This is a genomic window from Rahnella sp. RFA10(1/100), assembly GCF_004195115.1.
GTDB classification, from domain to species: Bacteria; Pseudomonadota; Gammaproteobacteria; order Enterobacterales; family Enterobacteriaceae; genus Rahnella; species Rahnella perminowiae.
On the sequence record NZ_SEWR01000001.1, the window covers coordinates 620,688 to 643,184 of the forward strand.

16 protein-coding genes are annotated in these 22,497 nt (G+C 53.6%); 2 read left to right on the top strand and 14 right to left on the bottom strand.

Translation table 11 applies throughout. The features are described 5' to 3' along the window. Window positions 1-3: 3 nt before the first annotated feature. From ETV65_RS02640 to ETV65_RS02700, 13 genes are all read right to left on the bottom strand, one after another. Window positions 4-924 carry an ABC transporter permease subunit gene (locus ETV65_RS02640; protein ID WP_129951446.1) on the bottom strand — a complete coding sequence of 307 codons (921 nt, stop codon included), beginning with the start codon at window positions 922-924 and terminating at the stop codon, window positions 4-6. A 142-nt stretch (window positions 925-1,066) separates the two neighbouring features. After that, complete coding sequence (locus ETV65_RS02645) at window positions 1,067-2,611, bottom strand: glutathione ABC transporter substrate-binding protein (protein ID WP_129951447.1); 1,545 nt, start codon at window positions 2,609-2,611, stop codon at window positions 1,067-1,069. Between the two features lie 38 nt (window positions 2,612-2,649). Continuing rightward, window positions 2,650-4,518 (bottom strand): ABC transporter ATP-binding protein, encoded by a 1,869-nt coding sequence (locus ETV65_RS02650; RefSeq protein WP_129951448.1) that lies wholly within the window; start codon window positions 4,516-4,518, stop codon window positions 2,650-2,652. A gap of 30 nt (window positions 4,519-4,548) precedes the next feature. Continuing rightward, window positions 4,549-5,514 (bottom strand): N-acetyl-D-Glu racemase DgcA, encoded by a 966-nt coding sequence (gene dgcA / locus ETV65_RS02655; protein WP_129951449.1) that lies wholly within the window; start codon window positions 5,512-5,514, stop codon window positions 4,549-4,551. Further along, window positions 5,514-6,524 (bottom strand): N-acetyltransferase DgcN, encoded by a 1,011-nt coding sequence (gene dgcN, locus ETV65_RS02660; protein WP_129951450.1) that lies wholly within the window; start codon window positions 6,522-6,524, stop codon window positions 5,514-5,516. Before dgcN ends, dgcA begins: the two co-directional genes overlap by 1 nt. A 283-nt stretch (window positions 6,525-6,807) precedes the next feature. Next, complete coding sequence (locus tag ETV65_RS02665; protein WP_129951451.1) at window positions 6,808-7,917, bottom strand: porin; 1,110 nt, start codon at window positions 7,915-7,917, stop codon at window positions 6,808-6,810. Between the two features lie 745 nt (window positions 7,918-8,662). Further along, window positions 8,663-10,375, bottom strand: a complete 1,713-nt coding sequence (locus ETV65_RS02670) for an ABC transporter ATP-binding protein (RefSeq protein WP_129951452.1) — start codon at window positions 10,373-10,375, stop codon at window positions 8,663-8,665. A 200-nt stretch (window positions 10,376-10,575) separates the two neighbouring features. After that, the gene (locus tag ETV65_RS02675; RefSeq protein ID WP_129951453.1) at window positions 10,576-11,439 is read right to left on the bottom strand and encodes a D-amino-acid transaminase; all 864 of its coding nucleotides are present in this window, start codon (window positions 11,437-11,439) and stop codon (window positions 10,576-10,578) included. Window positions 11,440-11,607: 168 nt separating this feature from the next. Then, a complete protein-coding gene (locus ETV65_RS02680; RefSeq protein ID WP_015697512.1) occupies window positions 11,608-11,847 on the bottom strand; it encodes an LPXTG cell wall anchor domain-containing protein in 240 nt (79 codons plus the stop codon). A gap of 97 nt (window positions 11,848-11,944) precedes the next feature. Then, window positions 11,945-12,625: a respiratory nitrate reductase subunit gamma gene (gene narI, locus ETV65_RS02685; protein WP_129951454.1), complete on the bottom strand. Its 681-nt coding sequence runs from the start codon at window positions 12,623-12,625 to the stop codon at window positions 11,945-11,947. Further along, window positions 12,622-13,344 (bottom strand): nitrate reductase molybdenum cofactor assembly chaperone, encoded by a 723-nt coding sequence (gene narJ / locus ETV65_RS02690; protein WP_129951455.1) that lies wholly within the window; start codon window positions 13,342-13,344, stop codon window positions 12,622-12,624. Before narJ ends, narI begins: the two co-directional genes overlap by 4 nt. Continuing rightward, window positions 13,344-14,879, bottom strand: coding sequence for a nitrate reductase subunit beta (gene narH, locus ETV65_RS02695; RefSeq protein WP_129951456.1), 1,536 nt, complete (start codon window positions 14,877-14,879; stop codon window positions 13,344-13,346). The genes narJ and narH overlap by 1 nt, the downstream gene beginning before the upstream one ends. Continuing rightward, the gene (locus tag ETV65_RS02700) at window positions 14,876-18,640 is read right to left on the bottom strand and encodes a nitrate reductase subunit alpha (protein WP_129951457.1); all 3,765 of its coding nucleotides are present in this window, start codon (window positions 18,638-18,640) and stop codon (window positions 14,876-14,878) included. The genes narH and ETV65_RS02700 overlap by 4 nt, the downstream gene beginning before the upstream one ends. A 385-nt stretch (window positions 18,641-19,025) precedes the next feature. Between ETV65_RS02700 and ETV65_RS02705 the strand changes: the two genes are divergently transcribed. Beyond that, window positions 19,026-20,045 carry a transporter gene (locus tag ETV65_RS02705; RefSeq protein ID WP_129951458.1) on the top strand — a complete coding sequence of 340 codons (1,020 nt, stop codon included), beginning with the start codon at window positions 19,026-19,028 and terminating at the stop codon, window positions 20,043-20,045. A 21-nt stretch (window positions 20,046-20,066) separates the two neighbouring features. Here ETV65_RS02705 and ETV65_RS02710 read toward each other — a convergent pair whose 3' ends face one another. After that, window positions 20,067-21,770, bottom strand: a complete 1,704-nt coding sequence (locus ETV65_RS02710; protein WP_129951459.1) for a chloride channel protein — start codon at window positions 21,768-21,770, stop codon at window positions 20,067-20,069. A 377-nt stretch (window positions 21,771-22,147) separates the two neighbouring features. Here ETV65_RS02710 and ETV65_RS02715 point away from each other — a divergent pair, with 377 nt between their 5' ends. Further along, entirely contained in the window at window positions 22,148-22,432 is a 285-nt protein-coding gene (locus ETV65_RS02715) for a type II toxin-antitoxin system RelE/ParE family toxin (protein WP_129951460.1), read from the top strand. Window positions 22,433-22,497: the final 65 nt, after the last annotated feature.

Consider the following 22,497-nt stretch of genomic DNA (forward strand, 5'->3'; position numbering starts at 1 on the left):
CTCCTAACGCAGACGGATAGCCGGATTGACCACCGCATACAGCATGTCAACCAGCAGGTTTATCACAATAAATTCAAAGACAAACAGCATGACCAGTGCCTGAATCACCGGCTGATCCTGCGTTTTGATGGACTCGATCAGTAACCAGCCCAGCCCCGGCCAGCTGAAGACACTTTCGACGATAATCGAGCCGCCGAGCAGGAAACCAAATTGCAGACCAAGCATGGTAATAATAGGGATCAGTGCATTGCGCATGATGTGCTTCCACGTCACCAGCCGGGCACGTAATCCTTTGGCATTCGCGGTGCGCACATAATCTTCCTGCGCCACATCAAGAAACGCCGAGCGGGTGAAACGTGCCATGACCGCCGCCACCGACGAACCCAGCGTGATTGCCGGTAAAATGATATCGGCTGGCTGGTTAAATCCGCTGACGGCGAATACCCCGAACGGCATGGCAACAAACTGGATCAGTAACAATCCGAGCCAGAACGGCGGCATGGAAATGCCGCCGACCGCCATACTCATCAGTGTCCAGTCCTGCCATTTTCCGCGTTTCAGTGCGCAGACAACACCAATCACCAGCCCCAGCACCACCGACCACGCGAAGCCCGCCAGCGCCAGCAGCAGCGTTGGCATAAAGCCGCCTTCAATCACACTTAATACCGGCTGACGCGTGCGGTAAGTCATGCCCAGATCACCATGAACCATGCCGTCCAGCCAGTGCCAGTACTGTGCAGGCAGCGGATCGTTCAGACCCAGCAACTGACGCGCTGACTCAACCGCTTCAACCGGTGCATCCTGACCGGCATAAATACGCGCAGGATCGCCCGGCAGCAGTTTGATAAATCCGAAAACCAGTAATGACACCACCAGTAAGACGGGGATCATTTCCAGTATCCGGCGGATAAAGTAGGTCAGCATAAAAATGATTCCCTGAATTCAGTAAACTCCCTCCCCTGCGAAGGGGAGGGTTGGGGTGGGGTATTAATGGCAACTCTGAATCTGAAGTTGCCTGCTAAACCCCCTCCCAGCCTCCCCCTTCGCAGGGGGAGGAGCAAAAAAATTATTTAAACTGTGCCTGATTAAAAATCAGCGAGCCGTCGGCCAGCATGTAAACACCGGAGAGATCTTTGCTCTTGCCCACCAGGTTGTCAGGCACGCCGAGATAGGCCACCGGTGCATCCGCCCACAACAATTTCTGCGCATCGGCATAAGCCGCTTTACGTTTTTCGACGTCAGCGGTTTGCAGACCGGCGGTGATTGCCGCATCCACTTGTTTGTTGCTGTAATAAGAGACGTTATAGGCCGACGGGATCCAGGATTCGGTGGCGAACAGCGGACGCAGCGCCCAGTCTGCATCGCCGGTCGAGGCTGACCAGGCGCCGTAATACATTTCCACTTTGGCATCTGCCGGTTTCGGCGTGCTCCACAGACGTTGGGTCAGCGTTCCGGCATCCATCGGCACCAGTTTCACACGCACGCCAATCAGAGAAAGTTGCTGTTTCAGGAATTGCGCGCTGCGGATTCGGTCGGTTTTGTTCGAGCTCCACATTTCAACATCAAAGCCGTTCCCGTAACCGGCTTCTTTCATCAGCGCTTTCGCTTTGGCGATGTTGTAGCTGTAATCCGGCGTGGTTTGTTTCTGATAGAACTGGACATTTTTCGGCAGCGGCGAAGTAGACGGCGAACCCAGACCGGCAAAACCGACTTTCAGCCACAGATTACGGTCGATAGCGTAGTTAATTGCCTGACGGACACGCACATCCGAGAACTCTTTTTTCTGCGTATTGAAGGCGATGTAATACAGATAGATGCCCGGATCTTCGGCAATATCCAGTTTCGGATCGCTTTTCACGGTATCCACCAGATCGGACGGCAGCGGATATACCGCGTCCACACCGCCGGATTTCAGTTTCGCCACCTGAGTGGAGTCTTCCGGCGTCGGATATAACGTGACGGCATCCACTTTCGGCCAGCCTTTCTGCCAGTAATTGTCGTATTTCACCAGTTTGACATCTTTACCCTGCTGCCATTCCACAAACTTAAACGGGCCGGTTCCCACCGGATGTACGCTCAGATCCTGTTCATTCGGGTATTGTTTTAATGACGCCGGGCTGTGCATCACCGCAGACGGGTGCGCCAGGGTGTTAATCATGGCTCCAAAAGGTTTGTTCAGCGTGATTTTCACCTGATACGGGCTGAGCACTTCAACAGATTTAATCATGCTGAACAAGGAGTTGCGCTTGAGGTGATTGGCAGGATTTGCCAGACGATCAAGGTTAATTTTTACCGCATCCGCATTGAACGGCGTGCCGTCCTGGAACGTCACGTCATGGCGCAGATTAAGGGTGAATTCGGTGGCATCACTGTTGCTGGTGTAATCCGTTGCCAGCACCGGCACAACAGCCATTTTGCTGTCGAACTGGAACAGGCGTTCAAAAATGCCGCTCTGAATGGAATAGCTCAGCGTATCTGTGGTGTCGTGCGGGTCAAAACCGGTGACGTCAGCGTACATGGAAATACGCAGATCTTTGGCCTGAACCGACGCGGCAAAACAAAGCGCCAGTCCGGCGGCAAGCAGGCTTTTGCGCACTAAAGTCGGATGCATGGTGTTCTCCTGTGTGTCCCAAAAAAAAGAAGAGTGAGTTATCCCTGTGCGACCCAGTGATGTTCACTGACGCGGGAATATTGACGTTTTTCTATCTGTACACCCGCCGGATGCACCGGCGATTTCACTTCCTCATCATCAAAATTGCGTAAAGCACGTTGTGTCGGATCCGCCACCGGTACCGAACTGAGCAGACGCCGGGTATAAGGATGTTGAGGATTACTAAACACTGCGTCACGCGGGCCAATTTCAACAATCTGTCCGCTGTACATCACCGCCACCCGGTTGGCGATCCTTTCCACTACCGCCATGTCATGCGAAATAAACAACCAGGCAACGCCGGTCTCACGCTGAAGATCCATCATCAGATTAACGACCTGCGCCTGAACTGACACATCCAGCGCCGACACGGCCTCGTCGGCAATAATTACCTGTGGTTGTAATGCCATGGCGCGTGCGATCGCGATGCGCTGACGTTGGCCGCCGGAAAATTCATGCGGGTAACGCCGCGCATGGGAAGGTTCAAGACCGACACTTTTCAGCAACTGACTGACCACAGGGGTGGCATCGGCCAGGGACTTTTTCAGGCCATGCAGTAATAAAGGTTCAGCAATGGAAAACCCGACGGTCAGGCGCGGATTAAGTGACGCGTACGGGTCCTGAAACACCATCTGGATCTGGCGGCGCACCGCCTGAAACGGGGTGTCACGCATCAGGGTAATTTCTTTGCCTTCAAGATGAATGCTTTCAGATTCGCTGCCGACCAGCCGTAAAATTGCGCGACCGGTGGTGGATTTGCCGCACCCGCTCTCGCCCACCAGTGCCAGCGTTTCGCCCGGCCAGAGGGAGAAGTCGATTTGTTCTACTGCGTGCACTTCCTGGGTCACGCGTGACAATACGCCGGAACGGATCGGGTAGCAGACACGCAGCCCGCGTACATCCAGCAAAGGGGGGACCGTGTAATTTGCTGTTTTTTGATCCCCGTCATCGGCTGGAATGTGAGGGAGATCACCTGCAACCGATTGCTTTTCTGGCGAAATAGCTGGACCCGTTTTGTCTCCTGAAAGCGGGAAGCGCCGCGGCCATTTCAACCCCTGCATGTCACCTAATTTCGGTACGGCGGCCAGTAAGGCGCGGGTATAGGGATGTTGCGCGTTGGCGAAAATCTCCGTCACGCTGCCCTGCTCTACCACTTTGCCCTGGTACATCACCACCACGCGATCGGCGATTTCCGCCACCACACCCATATCGTGGGTGATAAACAGAACTGACATGTCAGTGCCCTGTTGCAGATCGCGCAAAATTTGCAGGATACGCGCCTGCACCGTGACATCCAGCGCCGTCGTAGGTTCATCGGCAATCAGCAGCGCCGGGTCGCAGGCCAGCGCCTGCGCAATCATCACACGCTGACGCATGCCGCCGGAAAGTTCATGCGGATAACATTTAAGGATACGTTCAACGTCAGGAATGCGAACCTGTTTGAGCAACTCGCGGGCTTTGTTCAGCGCCGTGGTTTTATTCGCCAGGCCGTGATCCAGCAGCCCTTCGGTGAGCTGATCGCCCACGCGCAGCACAGGATTAAGCGAGGTCATCGGCTCCTGAAAAATCATCGACATTTCCTGCCCGCGCAGTTTACGGCGCGAGGATGCCGGCAATGACGTCAGCGTATGGCACACACCGTTGCGGCCAAAAAACGCAATACTTCCCGCATCGACATGTGCAGAATCCGGCAGCAACCCCATCACGCTCAGTGAAGTGACGGACTTGCCGGATCCGCTTTCGCCGACCACGGCCACCACTTCACCTTTATTAACTGAGAAGGAAACGCCTTTCAGCGCCTGCGTTTTGCCTTGCCGGCCGGAGAATGTCACCGACAAATCGTTAATCTGCAAAATGGGCACTGTCATCAATAAACGCCTCCTTTATAGGCCGAACTGTTAAAGCCAGACTTCACCGTTTTCATAGCGCAATGCCGGTTCGGCGTCCTGCGCCAGCCAGATCGGGCCATCAAGATCGACCCGTTCCGCCTGCACCGCCACCGGCAGCGCCGCCTCCATCGCCAGGGATGAACCGAGCATACAACCAACCATAATGCGCAAACCGAACTGCCGCGCCACCTCGGTCATGGCCAGGGCTTCCGTCAGGCCACCGCATTTATCGAGCTTGATATTGATCATCTCGTAACGGTCACGCAGCCCTTCGATATCCCCGCGTTCATGACAGCTTTCGTCGGCGCAGACAGGAACAGGATGCAAACAACGCACCAGATCGTTGTCATTACCGGCAGGCAGCGGTTGTTCGATCATCGCCACATTCAATTCGTACAGCGCCTGAAACAGGCTGCCGAGATCCAGACCCGACCAGGCTTCGTTAGCGTCCACCACCAGCGTAGCCTGTGGTGCAGCGGCACGGATGGCCGCCACTTTCTCGATAATCTGCTCGCGGTCGAGTTTGATTTTCAGCAGTTGCGCGCCACCGGCGACGGCCACAGCGGCGGCATTTGCCATGTTTTCCAGCAGATCCAGACTCAGGGTTTCGGCGGTAATCACCGAAACAGGCTTAGGCATATCAAGCAGTTGCCACAGGTCTTTGCCCTGTTTTGCCGCATCGAGACGCCACATTGCACAATCGAGGGCATTGCGCGCCGAACCAGCCGGTAACGCCTGTTGCAGCGCTTCGCGACTCAGCCCCTGTTCAACTTGCGGGCGGATAAGCTCCAGTTGCCCGCACACACTTTGCGGGGATTCCTGATAATGCGCGGTCGGTGTACATTCCCCGACAGCGGTAAATTCACCCTCGGTCAGAGAAACGCGCACCACCGTGACAGCGGTACGCGTGCCACGGGAAATCGCAAAGGGTTTTGCCAGCGGCAGTTCAACGGCCTGGAAAGTCATCTGAATCATTACGCGTTTTCCTTGATCCATTGCGCGATGTTTTTGATCCCGAAACGCACCGGATCGGTAGCCGGTACGCCGAACTCTTCGCTGATTTCCGCCAGCGCAATTTTGGCTTCTTCTTCGCTGACAGAGGACGTGTTAAGCGAGAAACCGGCGAGTCTGACATCTGGGCTGGTGAGGCTGGCAGCCGCCAGATTGGTATCGAGGCACTGGCGCAATGTCGGCATAAACTGATGCGGGAGATGGCGCATATGCGGGCGACCCAGTTCATGGCACATCACCAGTAAATGCGCCTGCGCACCATGGATCAGGCCCATGCTGACACCGGCAAAGGACGGGTGATACAGCGAACCCTGGCCTTCAATGATGTCCCAGTGGTCATCATCATTAGCCGGGGAAAGCGCTTCGACAGCACCGGAAATAAAGTCAGCAATCACGGCATCAATCGCGATACCGGCACCCGCCACCAGCACGCCGGTCTGGCCCGTCGCGCGAAAATCAGCCTTTAAATCCAGCTCGCGCATGGCAGCCTCCAGCGCCAGCGAGGTGTACATCTTGCCGACCGAGCAGTCAGTGCCGACCGTCAGAATACGCTTACCGCTGCGTTTTTTACCGGTGCCGGTATCCAGCGCCGGTTGCATGTGGCGCACATCGAACAGTTGCACATTATTTTCTGCGGCCAGCGCGACCAGCTCAGGAATGTCATTCAGCCCCTGATGCAGGCCATTCGCCACATTCAAACCGGCAGTGATCGCCGCTTTGATGGAATCAATCCAGTGCGCAGGCAGTTTGCCGCCGGAGTTTGCCGTACCCAGCACCATAGTTTTCGCACCCTGCAATTTTGCCGTGGCGATATCCAGATCCGGCAAGCCTAATGACACGGAATCTGTCGCCAGACGGATTTGCCCGATGCAGGCTTCCGGGCGCCAGACCTGAATACCGCGCGCCGTTTTTGCCGCCAGCGGATCCATCACATCACCAAGGAATAAAAGATACGGCTTTGGAATTTGCTGCATGTCAGTTTCTCCGGGAACATTTTTTTAATGAGGATTAAATCGGACTGCAGAGAATATTCCACGGGAGAAACCGGCTGACGAATACTTGTTTAGCGTTAGGGTATAACGTGAGGCTATAGCTTTAGCTATATGAATTTATTGTGGTTATTTGACAAGGGAAATCAGCGATGACGAGGAGGAATGACGTGAAATGACAGGCATAAAAAAAGGCAGAGCCAATGAACTCTGCCTTTGCGATTACCTTTTTCAGACACAGAATGGGGTAATAATGTAATCCACTAACTTAGAAGCGGTAAGTCAGTGCAACAGCCACGATGTCGTCAGAGCTTACGCCCAGTTTATTGTTGTCATCGATCTGATTGATCATGTAGTCAACGTAGGTATACATGTTTTTGTTGAAGTAGTAAGTCGCACCGATTTCGAAGTATTTGACCAGGTCAGCATCGCCAACGCCTTCAACATCTTTCGCTTTAGACTGCACGTAACCGATTGACGGACGCAGACCATTTTCGAACTGGTACTGTGCAACTAACTCATAACCCTGAGTTTTGTTAGCGTAACCACCCTTGATCGGTGCCAGATTGCGGGTTTCGTTATACATTGCAGAGAGATAAATCTGGTTTGCGTCATATTTCAGCGCAGTTGCCCATGCAGAAGCTTTATCACCCGCACCGATTGCGGAGCTGGTTTGTGCATTAGTACGGTCAGAAGAAGAACCCGCAATAACTGCACCGATACCAGAACCTGCGATATCTTCATAATCGATGGATGCACCGTAACCGTCGCCGTTGCCTTTAGACGCTGAACGACCGTCGTTTTCGTTTTTACCCTGATATTGCAGTGCAATGTTCAGGCCGGTAACCAGACCGAAGAAGTCCTGGTTACGGTAAGTGGCCAGGCCATTTGAACGACCTACCATGAAGTTGTCATTGTTAGCCGTATCACCACCAAACTCAGGCAACATATCGGTGAAGCCCAGTGCGTCGTAAACCACACCGTAGTTACGGCCGTAATCAATAGAACCGAAATCTTTAATTTTCAGGCCAGCAAAGCCCAGACGCGTTTTAGTCCCTTCGGTACCGCCGTGGCTGCTCGTAGTCCCATCTGAATTCAGGGTAGTTGAAGTACTTTCAGTATGGTTAGCCTGAATATTGTATTCCCACTGGCCATAACCGGTCAGTGTGTCGTTAATTTGAGTTTCGCCTTTAAAGCCCAGACGCGCATACGTCATGTCCCCATCAGAACTGGTGTCATCGGAGAAATAATGCTTAGCGGTTACACGACCGTAAAGGTCCAGTTTGTTACCGTCTTTATTATAAATCTCTGCTGCATTTGCGGTAGATCCCACTGCAATTAAAGAGACCGCTAAGGCCAACACACTGCGCTTCATCATTATTTAAGTTTCCTTGATTTTTTTATAAAGGAGTTCTCATGCCCGCTTTCTTTTATATGTCTGGAATATCGGGCTGTGAGTATTTGTACATGTTTTTAAATACGTCTGTCTGTAAAACGATTTGAACCTTAACACTGAGCACGAAAAGTTAAAATGGAAAAGTTCGCTTCGGTAAGTCTTTTTTGGGTAAAGAGTTGTAACACAATGTTTCAATAACAACTCACTAACTCCCTGATTATATGCGGTTTTCGCATAACAAATTGCACCAAAATGGTGCCATGCATTTTTATGGTGCAACCGGGTGTAGGTTTTGTAAAGTTGTTGCAAGCCAGATCACCTTTATCAAAAGGTTTTTTTCTGTTAACAATCGTTAATGAATTATGAGGGGAGTTTGATACGTTGCATTTAAATAGTGCATAGCAGGATAATCATTTCATCAGTAAGTTCATTATCACAATAATAGAAAAAGCAGCCATAAGATTTTTGTACCAGGCATTTTTTTGCCATTTAGGATTTTTAATAAAGTCATTGTGCAAAAATAATCCAAATTTAAGATAATAATAATTACCTGCGTGATTGAATTGAACAAAACGTAATTTTTTTATTTGCCCGAATTGGGCTTTTTTTATTCAAAGCGGGCTTTTAATAAAAAGGGGCATTAAAAGAAAGATCATATCTAAAAAGAGATCGGGGAATTTCGGAGAAAATTTTACTCCCTCTCCTTCGCAGGAGAAGGAGTAAAAGACTAACGGAACTGTGCGGCGTGAAGTTGTGCGTAACGCCCCTGACGGGCCAGCAGTGATTCATGTGTGCCCTGCTCAACAATGCCTTCTTTATCGACCACAATAATGCGGTCCGCATTCTGAATTGTCGCCAGACGGTGGGCAATCACCAGGGTGGTCCGGCCCTCAGAAAGCTCCGCCAGCGACTGCTGAATAGCCTGCTCCGTCGCAGTATCCAGCGCTGACGTGGCTTCGTCGAGGATCAGAATTGGCGGGTTTTTGAGGAAGATACGCGCAATCGAAAGACGCTGTTTCTGGCCACCGGAGAGCTTCACTCCCCGTTCACCAATTACCGTGTCCATTCCCAGCGGCAATGCGTCAATCACATCATCAAGCCGTGCACGGCTGGCCGCCAGGCGGATTTCTGCTTCGCTGGCATCGAGCTTACCGTAAGCAATGTTTTCACGGATCGTTCCGCCAAACAGGAAAACATCCTGCTGCACAATGCCAATATTGTGACGTAGCGAGCGCTGGGTCATGTCGCGGATATCGATGCCATCGATGGTGATACTGCCGCTGTCCAGCTCATAGAAACGGGGCAACAGCGAACATAACGTGGTTTTTCCCGCGCCGGAAGGCCCGACGAACGCCAGCGTTTCTCCGGCATTAATCGTCAGCGTAATGCCGTTGAGAATTTTACTGACGGGGGTGTAGCCGAACACTACGTTGTCATAATGAATATCGCCCCGTAACTGGCTGACTGCCTGCGCGCCCGGCCGGTCAGTGATATCCGGCGAGGTATCGATAAGCTGCGTAAAGCGTTTAAACCCGGCGATCCCTTTCGGATAGCTTTCCAGTACTGAGCTGATTTTCGCCACCGGGCGGAAGAACACTTCCACCAGCAGCAGAAAACCCACGAACCCGCCGTAGGTCAGCTGGTCGTTAATCACATACCAGGTACCTGCGACCATCACAATCAGCTGAACCAGACGCGTGCTCAGATAACTGAGCGTCAGGCTGGCGGTCATGATCTGATAGGCTTTCAGCTTAGTAGTGCGGTAATTAGCATTATCAGAAGCAAACAGCTTTTGCTCATGTTCTTCGTTGGCGAATGCTTTTACCACGCGGATACCGCCGATACTTTCTTCTATACGTGCGTTGAAATTACCGACCTGCCCGAACAAACGCCGCCAGGTTTCAGTCATCTGAGCACCATAGCGGCTGACCATCCAGGTCATCGCCGGCACGATAATGATGGTCATCAGCGCCAGCTGTAAATGGACCGTTGCCATCAGAATGAATGCGCCGATAAAAGTCATTACCGCGATAAATACATCCTCCGGCCCGTGATGCGCGACCTCGCCCACTTCTTCCAAATCTTTGGTGACGTGGGTGATGATATGGCCGGTTTTTGTATTGTCGTAATAACGGAAAGACAGTTTCTGTAAATGGCTGAATGCCTCGCGCCGCATGTCGGTTTCAATACCAACACCCAACGCATGCCCCCAGTAATTGACGATAGCCATCAGTGCCGTATTGAAAAGGTAAATCAACAACAGACCGACCGTCGCGCCGATGATCAGCACCCAGTCGTGCGCAGGCAGTAATTTATCGATGAAAGTTTTAATCGCCATCGGAAAGCCCAGTTCCAGCAATCCGGCGAGGATCGCGCACCCGAAGTCGAGGAAGAACAGCTTTTTATAGGGTGCGTAATAAGAGAAGAAACGGCGGAGCATCAGACATCCTTATAAGATAGCCAGAAAGCGAAGCCGTTAGTCTAGATGAAAACGGTTATCAGTCAGAGAGTTTTAGAGAAATAAACAGGCAAGATCGCAGACGCCGGTTCACACCCTCTTAAATGCAAAACCGCTGACTTTTACATTTCAACCTCAGTGAAGTTGTGAAGACAACCCGGGCTTTTGGCAGTAAAACTGTATTAACGGCTTGTCGCCTCTACCGCCATCGCCACATAAATCTCCCGCAATTTTGCGGCAACCGCGCCCGGTTTTCCGTCCCCGACCGGCTTCCCGTCCAGCGCAATCACCGGCCAGATAAAGGTGGTGGCGGAGCTGATAAAGATCTCCCGCGCATTCAGTGCCTCATCCAGCGTGAACGGACGTTCCTCAAAGTGGATATGGTGCTGCTTCGCCAGTTCCAGCAGTGCCTGACGGGTGATGCCATGTAAGATGTGCGTGCTGAGCGGGCGGGTGATCAGCGTGCCTTCAGCATCGACGATCCAGGCATTGCTGGAGCTGGCTTCGGTGATCAGACCATTTTCGATCAGTAAGGCATCGTCGGCGTCATGCTGATGGGCATACTCTTTCGCCAGACAAGGGGCCAGCAGGCCAACGGTTTTGATGTCACGACGCTGCCAGCGGATATCTTCAACGGAAACCATGCGGATACCGCTTTTTGATTTCGGGTGGTCTGTCAGCGGGCGCGCCTGCGTAAACATCAGAAAAGTTGGCGTTACGCTTTCACCGGGGAAATCAAAATCACGGTCGCCGCTGTTGCCGCGACTGATTTGCAGATACACCGCCCCTTCCAGCAGATTGTTTTCAGTGATCAGACGTTTTTGCAGAGTCTCAATATCACTGAGCGCACAAGGCAGACGCAGGTTCAGCGCCTGACAGGAACGCGCAAGCCGCGCCAGATGAGCCGTGTTGTCGAGCAGACGTCCGTTCAGCACGGCGCTGACTTCATAGACGGCATCAGCAAATAAGAAACCGCGATCAAATACCGACACCTTCGCGTCATGCTCGGCAACAAACTCCCCGTTGAGGTATACCGTTCTGGTCATGTTATTTTTCCTGGACAACGTTGATTAGGATTTTTATTAGCTGTAATACGAGTGAAAGAATAAATTGCGTGAAAACTGAGCGCGTGACGTTGACGTAACGCAGGTTTACGCCACTGCTGACATAAAAAAAGCGCCCTGATGAGCGCTGATTCGGTGTGTAGCGAAAGATCAGAGTTCGCCTTTTTTCTTTTTGTTGCGGATCACTAACCCGCTGATCAGCGCCATCACGCAACCGATAAAGATAAACCAGATGCCCAGCATCAGTTGCGGTGCCATTTCTCCCGGCGGGGTTTCCGGACTGCCAACCACTAAACCGTGGATCGTGGCAACAATACCGATAACCAGTAAAATCAGGCTGTTGCGAAGTAAACGGCGGGCTACGGTCATAGGTTGTCTTGGTGTGGCCATCAGATGCGTCCTTGAGCAATAAAATAAAGAGAAGGGCGCATCATAGCGCCCTTCGTTTTTATGTCAAAATTGCCCGTTCACAATCCGTGAAGGTCAGTCAGCGACGATTACGTACCAGCTGATAACGGCGGGTGAGATATTCCACCGGCGCGCTCCAGATATGCACCAGACGGCAGAACGGGAACAACAGGAACAGCGTCATCCCCAGCACCAGATGCACGCGGAAGATAAATGCCACGCCATCGAGATGTGCTGCCGCACCGCCACGGAACGTCACCACTGACTGCGCCCAGCCGACCAGTTTCATCATTTCGCTGCCGTCCATATGCTGCGCGGAGAACGGAATGGTGCTCAGCCCCAGGGCACATTGCACTACCAGCAGAATGATGATCATGATGTCACCAAAACTCGAGGTCGCCCGCACGCGCGCGTTGCTCAGACGCCGCCACACCAGCATGCCGCCGCCAATCAAAGTCATCACGCCACAGGCACCGCCCGCCCACATCGCCATCTGCTGTTTCACCGGCACCGGCAGGAAAGATTCATACATCCAGTGCGGCGTCAGCATCCCGAAGGCATGGCCTGCAAAAATGCCGAGAATGCCGACATGGAACAATGGCGAAGCAATACGCAGCGTTTTTTTCTCCAGCAACTGACTGGAACCGGCGCGCCAGCTGTACTGACCGTAGTCATAACGCAGCCAGCTACCGGCCAGGAATACCGTGCCGCACAGGTACGGATAGATATTGAAGAAGAAGTTGTTGAGGAAGTCGGTCATTTGCGTGGTTCCCCCGCAGGCGTGTCATCAAGGTTCAGATACTGTGGTGCGACCGCACCGGCGAAGCGTTTCTGGTGCGCAGCTTCATCGCCCGACGCACAGCTTTGCTCGCCGAGGAACGTGATTTGTTCCTCTTCCCACACCGCGTCCAGCGCGGCAGGTGTGTCATCACGGGCTTCCTGTTTGATCCCCTCGCGCACCGTGGCGGTCGCGATATCGCTGCCGGACAGTGCCAGCAGCAGATCAAACAGTTCCGCGTAATGACTGTTCCGCTCCTGCATCCGGGCGCTGAGTAATGCCAGGATCGGCGCGATGTCACGCAGCCCTTCCCGCGCCTGATGTTCATCACGGGTGGTCAGGTATTCCAGATACAGCGGCAGGTAATCCGGCAGCTCGCGGCTGTCGATTTCCAGCCCGGCTTCGCGGTATTGCGCCATCAGATCGACCATCGCCTGACCACGGTCACGGGATTCGCCGTGCACATGTTCAAACAACAGCAACGAGGTGGCGCGACCCCGATCGAACAAACCGGTGTACGCCGACTGCGCATCCAGCAAATCCTGTTTGCAGAACGCCGTGATGTACAGCGCCAGATCGTGGCGCTGTACATCAGTCAGTTCCGCAGATTCTGTCACCGCTTCGAGCAGCTCCGTCTGGTGTTCCCACAGCTCATCAGACGGGTAATCGAGCAATAAACCAATGAGTCGTAAGCTGTTCATCAGTTGTTCCTTTCTGTTTTCGCGCCGATGTCGATGGCATCGATGCGTTTACTGTTGAACAGGTTAAATTTGCTGTCGCTGCCGTGGCAGCCGTCGCCGAAGCTGAAACCACAGCCTTTGGCTTCCGGGAAGGCTTCACGCGCCTGTTCACGATGGCTGGAAGGGACCACGAAACGATCTTCGTAGTTGGCAATCGCCAGATAGCGGTACATTTCTTCGGCCTGCGCCGCAGACAATCCGACCTGTTCCAGCGCACTGGTGTCCGTTACGCCATCCACCGTTTCAGCACGTTTGAAATGACGCATCGCCAGCATGCGCTTCAGCGCACGCAGCACCGGCGCGGTGTCACCGGCGGTCAGCAGGTTCGCCAGGTATTCCACCGGAATACGCAGGCTTTCGACATCCGGCAGCACACCGCTGTGCGGTAATGCACCGGCATCAGCAGCAGACTGGATCGGCGACAGTGGCGGCACGTACCAGACCATCGGCAGCGTGCGGTATTCAGGGTGCAGCGGCAGCGCCAGCTTCCATTCCATCGCCATTTTATAGACCGGCGACTGACGTGCGGCATCCATCACGGACAGCGGAATGCCGTCTTTTTCGGCCTGTTCAATCACATCAGGATCGTTCGGATCGAGGAAAATGCTCATCTGGCTTTCGTACAGGTCTTTCTCGTTTTCCACCGATGCGGCTTCACCGATACGGTCAGCGTCATACAACACTACGCCGAGATAACGGATACGACCGACACAGGTTTCGGAACACACCGTTGGCTGACCGGCTTCGATACGCGGATAACAGAAAATACATTTTTCTGACTTGCCGCTTTTCCAGTTGAAGTAGATTTTTTTGTACGGGCAGCCGGTCAGGCACATGCGCCAGCCACGGCATTTGTCCTGGTCGATCAGCACGATGCCGTCTTCGCCACGCTTGTAGATCGCACCGCTCGGACAGGTCGCCACACACGCCGGATTCAGGCAGTGTTCACACAAACGCGGCAGGTACGCCATAAAGGTATTTTCGAACTCGCCGTACATCTCTTTCTGCATATTGGCGAAGTTCTGATCGGCAGAACGTTTGCTGAACTCGGTCCCCAGATCGTCTTCCCAGTTCGGGCCGCCGGTAATTTTCTTCATGCGTTTGCCGGTTAACAACGAACGCGGACGGGCCACCGGCTGATGTTTGCCGTCTTTCGCGGTGTGCAGATGCTGATAATCAAAATCAAACGGCTCGTAATAATCATCGATTTCCGGCATATGCGGGTTGGCGAAGATTTTATGCAGCAGGTTGGCTTTATTACCCATGCGCGGCTGCAGTTTGCCATTGATTTTGCGGATCCAGCCGCCCTTCCATTTCTGCTGGTTTTCCCAGTCGTGCGGATAACCGAGCCCCGGTTTGGTTTCCACGTTGTTAAACCACGCGTATTCCATCCCTTCGCGGCTGGTCCAGACGTTTTTACAGGTCACGGAACAGGTGTGGCAGCCAATGCATTTGTCGAGATTCAGCACCATGCCGACTTGTGAACGAATTTTCATTGGGCTTTCTCCTGTTGCACGGCGTCCTGCACGTCGTCATTACCTTCGTCATCCAGCCAGTCGATGCGGTTCATTTTGCGCACAATCACGAATTCATCGCGGTTGGAGCCGACCGTGCCGTAATAGTTGAAACCGTACGCCAGTTGCGCGTAACCACCGATCATATGCGTCGGTTTCGGGCAAACACGGGTGACAGAGTTATGAATACCGCCACGCTGCTGGCTGATTTCTGAACCCGGAATATTCACAATGCGCTCCTGTGCGTGATACATCATGGTCATGCCTGCCGGTACGCGCTGGCTGACCACCGCACGGGCGCTCAGCGAGCCGTTGGCGTTGAAGGCCTCGATCCAGTCGTTATCTTCAATGCCTAACTGTTTCGCATCGTCTTCACTCAGCCAGACAATCGGGCCACCGCGACCTAAAGTCAGCATCAGCAGGTTGTCGCTGTAGGTAGAATGAATGCCCCATTTCTGGTGCGGCGTCAGGAAGTTCAGCGCCATTTCCGGGTTGCCGTTCGGTTTCGCGTTCAGCAACGGCTGCGCTGCGCGGGTGTCGATTGGCGGACGGTAAACCAGCAGGCTTTCACCGAAGGCGCGCATCCACGCATGATCCTGATAAATCTGCTGGCGGCCGGACAACGTGCGCCACGGAATAAGCTCGTGCACGTTGGTGTAACAGGCGTTGTAAGAAACATGTTCATCTTCCAGACCGGACCAGGTCGGGCTGGAGATAATTTTGCGCGGTTGCGCCTGAATATCGCGGAAGCGGATTTTCTCGTCTTCTTTATTCAGCGCCAGATGTGTGTGGTCGCGGCCGGTATTCTGGCTCAGCGCTGCCCAGGCTTTGACCGCCACCTGACCGTTGGTTTCCGGTGCCAGCGTCAGGATGACTTCCGCTGCATCAATCGCAGTGTTAATCACCGGCTGGCCTTTCGCCACGCCATCCGGTTTGGTGTAGTTCAGTTTTTTCAGCAAACCGACTTCGCTGTCAGTATTCCAGCTGATGCCTTTGCCGCCGTTACCGAGTTTTTCCAGCAACGGGCCGACCGAGGTAAAGCGCTCATAGGTGTTCGGATAATCACGTTCAACGACCATCAGATGCGGTGCAGTGCGCCCGGGGATCAGATCACATTCCCCTTTTTTCCAGTCTTCCACGCCAAACGGCTGTGCCAGTTCAGCGGCGGAATCGTGCTGAACCGGCAACGTCACCATGTCGGTTTCCACCCCAAGATGGCCGACGCATACCCGGGAAAACTCTTTGGCAATACCTTTATAGATTTCCCAGTCGCTTTTGGAATCCCAGGCCGGGTCAACAGCAGCAGACAGCGGATGAATAAACGGATGCATATCCGATGTATTCATGTCGTCTTTTTCATACCAGGTGGCGGTCGGCAGCACGATGTCAGAATAGAGACACGTGCTGGACATGCGGAAATCCAGTGTCACCACCAGATCCAGTTTGCCTTCGCCGCCCTGCGCCTGCCATTCGACTTCTTCCGGCATGACGCCGCCCTGAAGGCCGAGATCCTCTCCCTGAATACCGTGTTCGGTGCCCAGCAGATATTTCAGCATGTACTCGTGGCCTTTACCGGAAGACCCCAGCAGGTTAGAGCGCCAGACGAACAGGTTACGCGGGAAGTTCTGCGGATTATCCGGTTGTTCGGCAGCAAAACGCACGCTGCCGTCTTTCAGGGCTGCCACGGTGAAATCGGCCGGTGATAAACCTGCGGCTTTCGCCTGCCCGGCAATGTGCAGCGGGTTAACGTTGAGCTGCGGCGCAGACGGCAGCCAGCCCATACGCTCGGCGCGCACGTTGAAGTCAATCATACTGCCGGTAAATTTGGATTTATCCGCCAGCGGAGATAACAGCTCCTGTGGCGTGACGGTTTCGTAACGCCACTGATTTGAATGGTTGTAGAAGAATGAGGTGCTGTTCATCTGGCGCGGCGGACGCTGCCAGTCAAGGCCAAACGCCAGCGGTTGCCAGCCGGTTTGCGGACGCAGTTTTTCCTGCCCGACGTAGTGGGCCCAGCCGCCCCCGCTCTGCCCCACGCAACCGCAGAAGATCAGCATGTTGATCAGACCGCGGTAGTTCATATCAAGGTGATACCAGTGGTTCATCCCGGCACCGACGATGATCATCGAACGGCCATGGGTTTTGTTGGCGTTATCGGCAAATTCATGGGCGATACGCACGATGTTTTGCTGTGAAACCCCGGTGATTTTCTCGGCCCAGGCTGGCGTATAGGCTTTGATTTCATCATAGCCTTGTGCGCAGTTTTCATCGTTCAGGCCGCGTTCGATACCGTAGTTCGCCAGCGTCAGGTCGTAAACACTTGCCACCAGGCCGGTACTGCCATCCGCCAGTTGCAGGCGTTTGACCGGCAGTTTGTGCATCAGAATTTCATCCAGTGCCACACTGTTGAAATGTTCACTGACCGCGCCACCGAAGTACGGATAGCCCACATTCACAACGTCATCATGATCGCCGAGCAGGCTCAGCTTCAGGCTGACATCTTTGCCGTCTTTCCCTTCACGGGATTCCAGATTCCACTGGCCTTTTTCGCCCCAGCGGTAACCGATCGAACCTAACGGTGATACCAGTTCTCCGGTGTGTTCATCGAGGGCGATGGTTTTCCATTGCGGGTTATTTTCCTGACCAAGATTGCCCACCAGATCAGAGGCACGCAGCATACGGCCTGCGGCATATGATCCGTCTTCGCGCGGTTCCAGCATCACCAGCATCGGCATATCGGTATAGCGGCGCACGTAGTCGGTGAAGTACTGACTTGGATTATTGATGTGGAAGGATTTGAGGATCACATGACCCATGGCCAGCGCCAGTGCGCTATCGGTGCCTTGTTTCGGCGCCAGCCACTGGTCACAAATCTTGGCGATTTCCGCATAGTCTGGCGTGATAGCCACCGTTTTAGTGCCTTTATAGCGCACTTCGGTGAAGAAGTGCGCGTCCGGCGTACGGGTCTGCGGAACGTTGGAACCCCAGGCAATAATATACGAAGCGTTGTACCAGTCAGCCGATTCCGGCACGTCAGTCTGCTCGCCCCAGGTTTGCGGAGACGCCGGGGGCAAATCGCAATACCAGTCGTAGAAGCTCAGGCAAACACCGCCGATCAGCGACAGATAACGTGCGCCGGAAGCGTAAGACACCATCGACATCGCCGGAATGGGCGAAAAACCGATAATGCGATCCGGGCCGAAAGTTTTGGCGGTATACACGTTGGACGCGGCAATCAGTTCATTCACTTCCTGCCAGCTTGAACGGACAAATCCCCCACGACCGCGTGCCGCTTTATATTCTTTGGCTTTTTCCGGCTGACTGACAATCGAGCCCCAGGCATCGACCGGATCGCTGTAATTCAGTCTGGCTTCACGCCATAACTGGATCAGTTTCTTGCGCATCAGCGGATATTTCAGACGGTTTGCACTGTAGAGATACCAGGAATAGCTGGCACCGCGCGGGCAACCACGCGGCTCGTGGTTCGGCAGATCCGGACGGGTGCGCGGGTAGTCGGTCTGCTGGGTTTCCCAGGTCACCAGACCGTTTTTGACGTAAATCTTCCAGCTGCATGAACCGGTGCAGTTCACACCGTGCGTGGAACGGACCACGTTGTCATGCTGCCAGCGGCTGCGGTAACCGTCTTCCCAGTCGCGATTGGTATTCAGCGTCTGGCCGTGGCCGTCAGCAAAGGGTTCAGCTAGCTGTTTGAAATAGCGAAACCGGTCAAGAAACTTGCTCATCCGGGACTCTCCTGTGCAAAGGCTTCATTGCGCTTTGTCATTATGTGAATGGCGGGGAATACAACTTCATTGCTCGTTATGCCCTCAGGGTATGCAGCCCACACGCGCGCCCAATTGATTGCGATCAACGCCTTCGCGTCACGCATTCATTTATATAACGACAAATACCCCCAAAGAGGTATGAAGTTAAGTTGATATAATTGATTGATTTACTGTAATTAATTACACAAAGACAACAAAAAGGAGGGCATTAAGTCATCCGCAGGAAAATTGGAGGTAAGGCCGTTTGAATGTGACAGTATTGTGAAATCACGCGGGAGGTTATTGTATTTACGCCGATGTCTGGCGTAATAGAACAACCTGTTTTCACCACCAGAAACCTTTAATGCAGACAGAAAAACCCGCCGTACTCAATTTCAACGATGAAGTTACCGGGATGATATACGGTTTCGTTTTTCGTCCGGACCGCCCAGCCGAGCGCGTTTCCTCACAACAGGTTCAGGAAGCCTGGCAGCAGATTTGCCACGACAGAGGATTCGTCTGGATCCACGTCAATCTCAATCACGCTATGTCAGAAAAATGGCTGAAAAAGCATTTTGGCATCGGCGAGGTATTTTTCGAGGAAATCCGCGAAGGATCGCGCAGTACGCGCATTGAACGGCTTGATGACACGCTGCTGGCGGTGCTCAACGATGTGATTTTCCGTCCGGATGAAACCAGTGATGAAGCCTCGACGCTGTGGCTCAGTTGCCATCAGCAGCTGGTGATCACGGCGCGCCACAAACCGGTGAGGCTGATCGAACAGTTATTCAAACGACTGGAACATCTGGCCATCACCACGCCAACCGCGCTGCTGGTGCATCTTTTAGAGGAACAGGAAGATTTACTGGAACAGATTGTACGGCGAGCTAATCAGTACGTGGATACCATCGAAGAGCGGTTGCTGAGCCATCACGTGAAAAAGAACCGCGCCGATTTGGGGCGTCTGCGCCGTATGCTGCTGCGGTTTCAGCGTTTACTCGCACCGGAACCGACCGCCCTGTTTCGCCTGCTGAACCGTCCTCCCGCCTGGATAGCCCCTGCCGTGGTCCAGGATTTACGGCAGTTTGCCGAGGAATTTTCGGTGGTACTGAATGACCTTATCGCCCTGACCGAACGCATCAGGTTATTGCAGGAAGAAATCACCTCACGGCAGATGGAGCAAAGTAACCGCACGCTGTATGTGCTGACGGTAATCACCGTGCTGGCGCTGCCGATCAATATTGTCGCAGGTTTCTTTGGCATGAACGTCGGTGGCATTCCGCTCGCCAGCAATCACCACGGTTTTATTTTACTGGTGGTGATTGTCGGCGTGTTTACCCTGCTGGCGGGCTGGTATGCGTTAAGGCATCGCGACGACGGCTGATGACGGCTCTCCGCACAACAACTACAGGAAATCTTTGGCTTTATTCAGCAACGCAGCTTTAGTGATCACACCCAGCAAACGGCGTGATTGCGGATTTTCCAGCACCGGTAAACGTTCAAGTGGCGAATGACTGAACATCGCCCACGCCTGCTCGTAACTGGCCTGCTGAAAAATCGTCGTGAATTCCTGTTCGATAAACGGATCAATCGGACTGTCAGCTTTCACGCTGCCATCAATAAGCCCTGCCGCCACCACATTGGTCGGCACCACGCCCAGAAAACGTTCTTCCCTGTCTACCATGTATACATACCGTGTGCGCTGTTTTAACCCTTCGCTGACCACCTCTGACAGCGAAGCGTCGACGTACATTTTCGAACAAGGTGAAATCAGTGATGCCACCGTACTGTATTCAAACGCATTTTTCGCCGCAAACCGGGCATTATGCCGTGTCAGCACCGGGTACGTGCCGCCGACTTTCAGGCGAGACGCCACAACATAAGAAATCGCCGTCGCCAGCATCAGCGGGAACAGCAGCGAACTGTTGAGGGTCATTTCGAACGCCATCATGATCGACATCAGCGGTGCATGACTGGTGGCCGCCAGCAATGCGCTCATGCCGATCGCAGCATATAACCCGACCGGACCGGGATCGAATCCCAGCCATTGCAGGAAGGTACACACCAGCGCGCCGCCCGCCGCGCCAATCAGTAACGACGGCGTGAACAACCCGCCGACCGCACCGGAACCGATGGTGATCGCCGTGGCGACAATTTTCAGGATCAGCAGCACCCATAAAGAGGTCTGTAAATCCCCGTTGTTAAGGATTAAATCAATGACCTCAAAACCGTTACCGAGCACCAGCGGCGAAATCATCGCCACGAGGCCGACACCCAGCCCGCCAAGACCCAGACGCAGCGCCGGATGCGAAATGGGTTTCATCCACTGCCGCACTTTATCGATTGATGAGATGAATAACGGCCCGAGAATCCCCGTCGCCATGCCAATAATCAGCACGGTAAAAATCGCCCCTAAGGAGGGGCTGAATGAGGCGGAAGCATACAGATACAGCGGCGCATAACCGGTCAGCGACCGGACAGTAAGCACCGCGACCGACGCCGAGATAAACAGCGGGATCAGGCGCTGTACGGCGGTCACACCAAAAGCGATTTCCGCCACAAACAACGCGCCGGCAAACGGAGCGTGATACACCGCTGCCAGCCCGCCCGCGGCAGCCATGGCGATAACATCTGACTGATGTACGCCTTTAAAACGTGAAAACCGCCCGAGCAGGCTGCCGCTTAACGCGGATAACTGGACCATTGCCCCTTCGCGACCAATTGAACCGCCGCTGGCAATACTGGCAAGCGACGACAGCCCGCGCAGCACGGTACTGACCACCGGAATGCCCGGCAGACGCTGATCGATGACATCCAGATAATCCGGCATTTTGCCGTGCCTGCTTTCGTGACGCAGCGCCCACAGCAGGATGAAACCCGCAATCACGCCCCCTCCTGTGGTGATCAGCGGCCAGAGAAATTGAGGATATTCATTGAAAGCTTTGGTGATATCGCTGCCATCACTGAACATCAGGCCGTTGATACCCGAAATCGCCCCGCGAAAAGCGATTGTCACCAGCGCGGCAATAATCCCGGCAGGAATGGCGATCAGCAGGTTAATCAGATCACCTTTTTGCAGGGCATCAGGGTTGAAAGCTTTCAGGCTCATAAGATCTCAGTGGTCGGAAAAGTGGCTGGCAGAATACCGAAGGAAATCATTATCATGCTCATAAGCCCGGCGCAACCCGCGGCGTGGCTTAAAATCGAAAATTGTTGCTCCCGCGCGTTCCACCGCAGGCAGAAAAATTTTGCGCGCCTTGCCGCATTCATGCCGTACCCCTCTGCCGGGTGACGCACATTCTGTGGAAAACGTCCCGCAAAATCCTCAACAACCGCTTTCGCTAAACGCATCAGGCATTAAAGTCACGTCCGTTCCCGGGAGAACAATCCCTATACAACGGCAAAAGACTCTGTTAATTTATGCACCGAAGCACAGTGCAAGAAGGCTTCGGTACCCCACCTTAAAAATCAGGATGGGTTCATCTCATGAACGATATGCTCAGGATAAGCAGTTTCCGCGATCAATGGCTGGAAGACTTTTTTCACTTCGCCACTCCCCATCGCAAAATACCCTGGACGCTGGCAACCGCTCTGGAAAGGAAGCTGGATATGATCAATGCCGCAATGGATTATCGGGATTTACTCTGGCCTCCGGGCAATCGCTACGAAGATCTGGCAGCTCCGTTAAAGGGATTTTCATCGATCAGGGTGAATGAACAGTACCGTCTGATTTTTTACTGGCGGGAAGGCAAAGCACATGGCCTGTATTGAGATCCCCACGGTTACAGGCGTTACCGATAATTATGAGCATATTCGTTTCGATGTTAATGAAGACA

Bases quoted from the DNA above. Each gene is read 5' to 3' on its own strand.
- ETV65_RS02640 (WP_129951446.1), bottom strand. From the start codon at position 924: ATGCTGACCTACTTTATCCGCCGGATACTGGAAATGATCCCCGTCTTA.
- ETV65_RS02645 (WP_129951447.1), bottom strand. From the start codon at position 2,611: ATGCATCCGACTTTAGTGCGCAAAAGCCTGCTTGCCGCCGGACTGGCG.
- ETV65_RS02650 (WP_129951448.1), bottom strand. From the start codon at position 4,518: ATGACAGTGCCCATTTTGCAGATTAACGATTTGTCGGTGACATTCTCC.
- dgcA (WP_129951449.1), bottom strand. From the start codon at position 5,514: ATGATTCAGATGACTTTCCAGGCCGTTGAACTGCCGCTGGCAAAACCC.
- dgcN (WP_129951450.1), bottom strand. From the start codon at position 6,524: ATGCAGCAAATTCCAAAGCCGTATCTTTTATTCCTTGGTGATGTGATG.
- ETV65_RS02665 (WP_129951451.1), bottom strand. From the start codon at position 7,917: ATGATGAAGCGCAGTGTGTTGGCCTTAGCGGTCTCTTTAATTGCAGTG.
- ETV65_RS02670 (WP_129951452.1), bottom strand. From the start codon at position 10,375: ATGCTCCGCCGTTTCTTCTCTTATTACGCACCCTATAAAAAGCTGTTC.
- ETV65_RS02675 (WP_129951453.1), bottom strand. From the start codon at position 11,439: ATGACCAGAACGGTATACCTCAACGGGGAGTTTGTTGCCGAGCATGAC.
- ETV65_RS02680 (WP_015697512.1), bottom strand. From the start codon at position 11,847: ATGGCCACACCAAGACAACCTATGACCGTAGCCCGCCGTTTACTTCGC.
- narI (WP_129951454.1), bottom strand. From the start codon at position 12,625: ATGACCGACTTCCTCAACAACTTCTTCTTCAATATCTATCCGTACCTG.
- narJ (WP_129951455.1), bottom strand. From the start codon at position 13,344: ATGAACAGCTTACGACTCATTGGTTTATTGCTCGATTACCCGTCTGAT.
- narH (WP_129951456.1), bottom strand. From the start codon at position 14,879: ATGAAAATTCGTTCACAAGTCGGCATGGTGCTGAATCTCGACAAATGC.
- ETV65_RS02700 (WP_129951457.1), bottom strand. From the start codon at position 18,640: ATGAGCAAGTTTCTTGACCGGTTTCGCTATTTCAAACAGCTAGCTGAA.
- ETV65_RS02705 (WP_129951458.1), top strand. From the start codon at position 19,026: ATGCAGACAGAAAAACCCGCCGTACTCAATTTCAACGATGAAGTTACC.
- ETV65_RS02710 (WP_129951459.1), bottom strand. From the start codon at position 21,770: ATGAGCCTGAAAGCTTTCAACCCTGATGCCCTGCAAAAAGGTGATCTG.
- ETV65_RS02715 (WP_129951460.1), top strand. From the start codon at position 22,148: ATGAACGATATGCTCAGGATAAGCAGTTTCCGCGATCAATGGCTGGAA.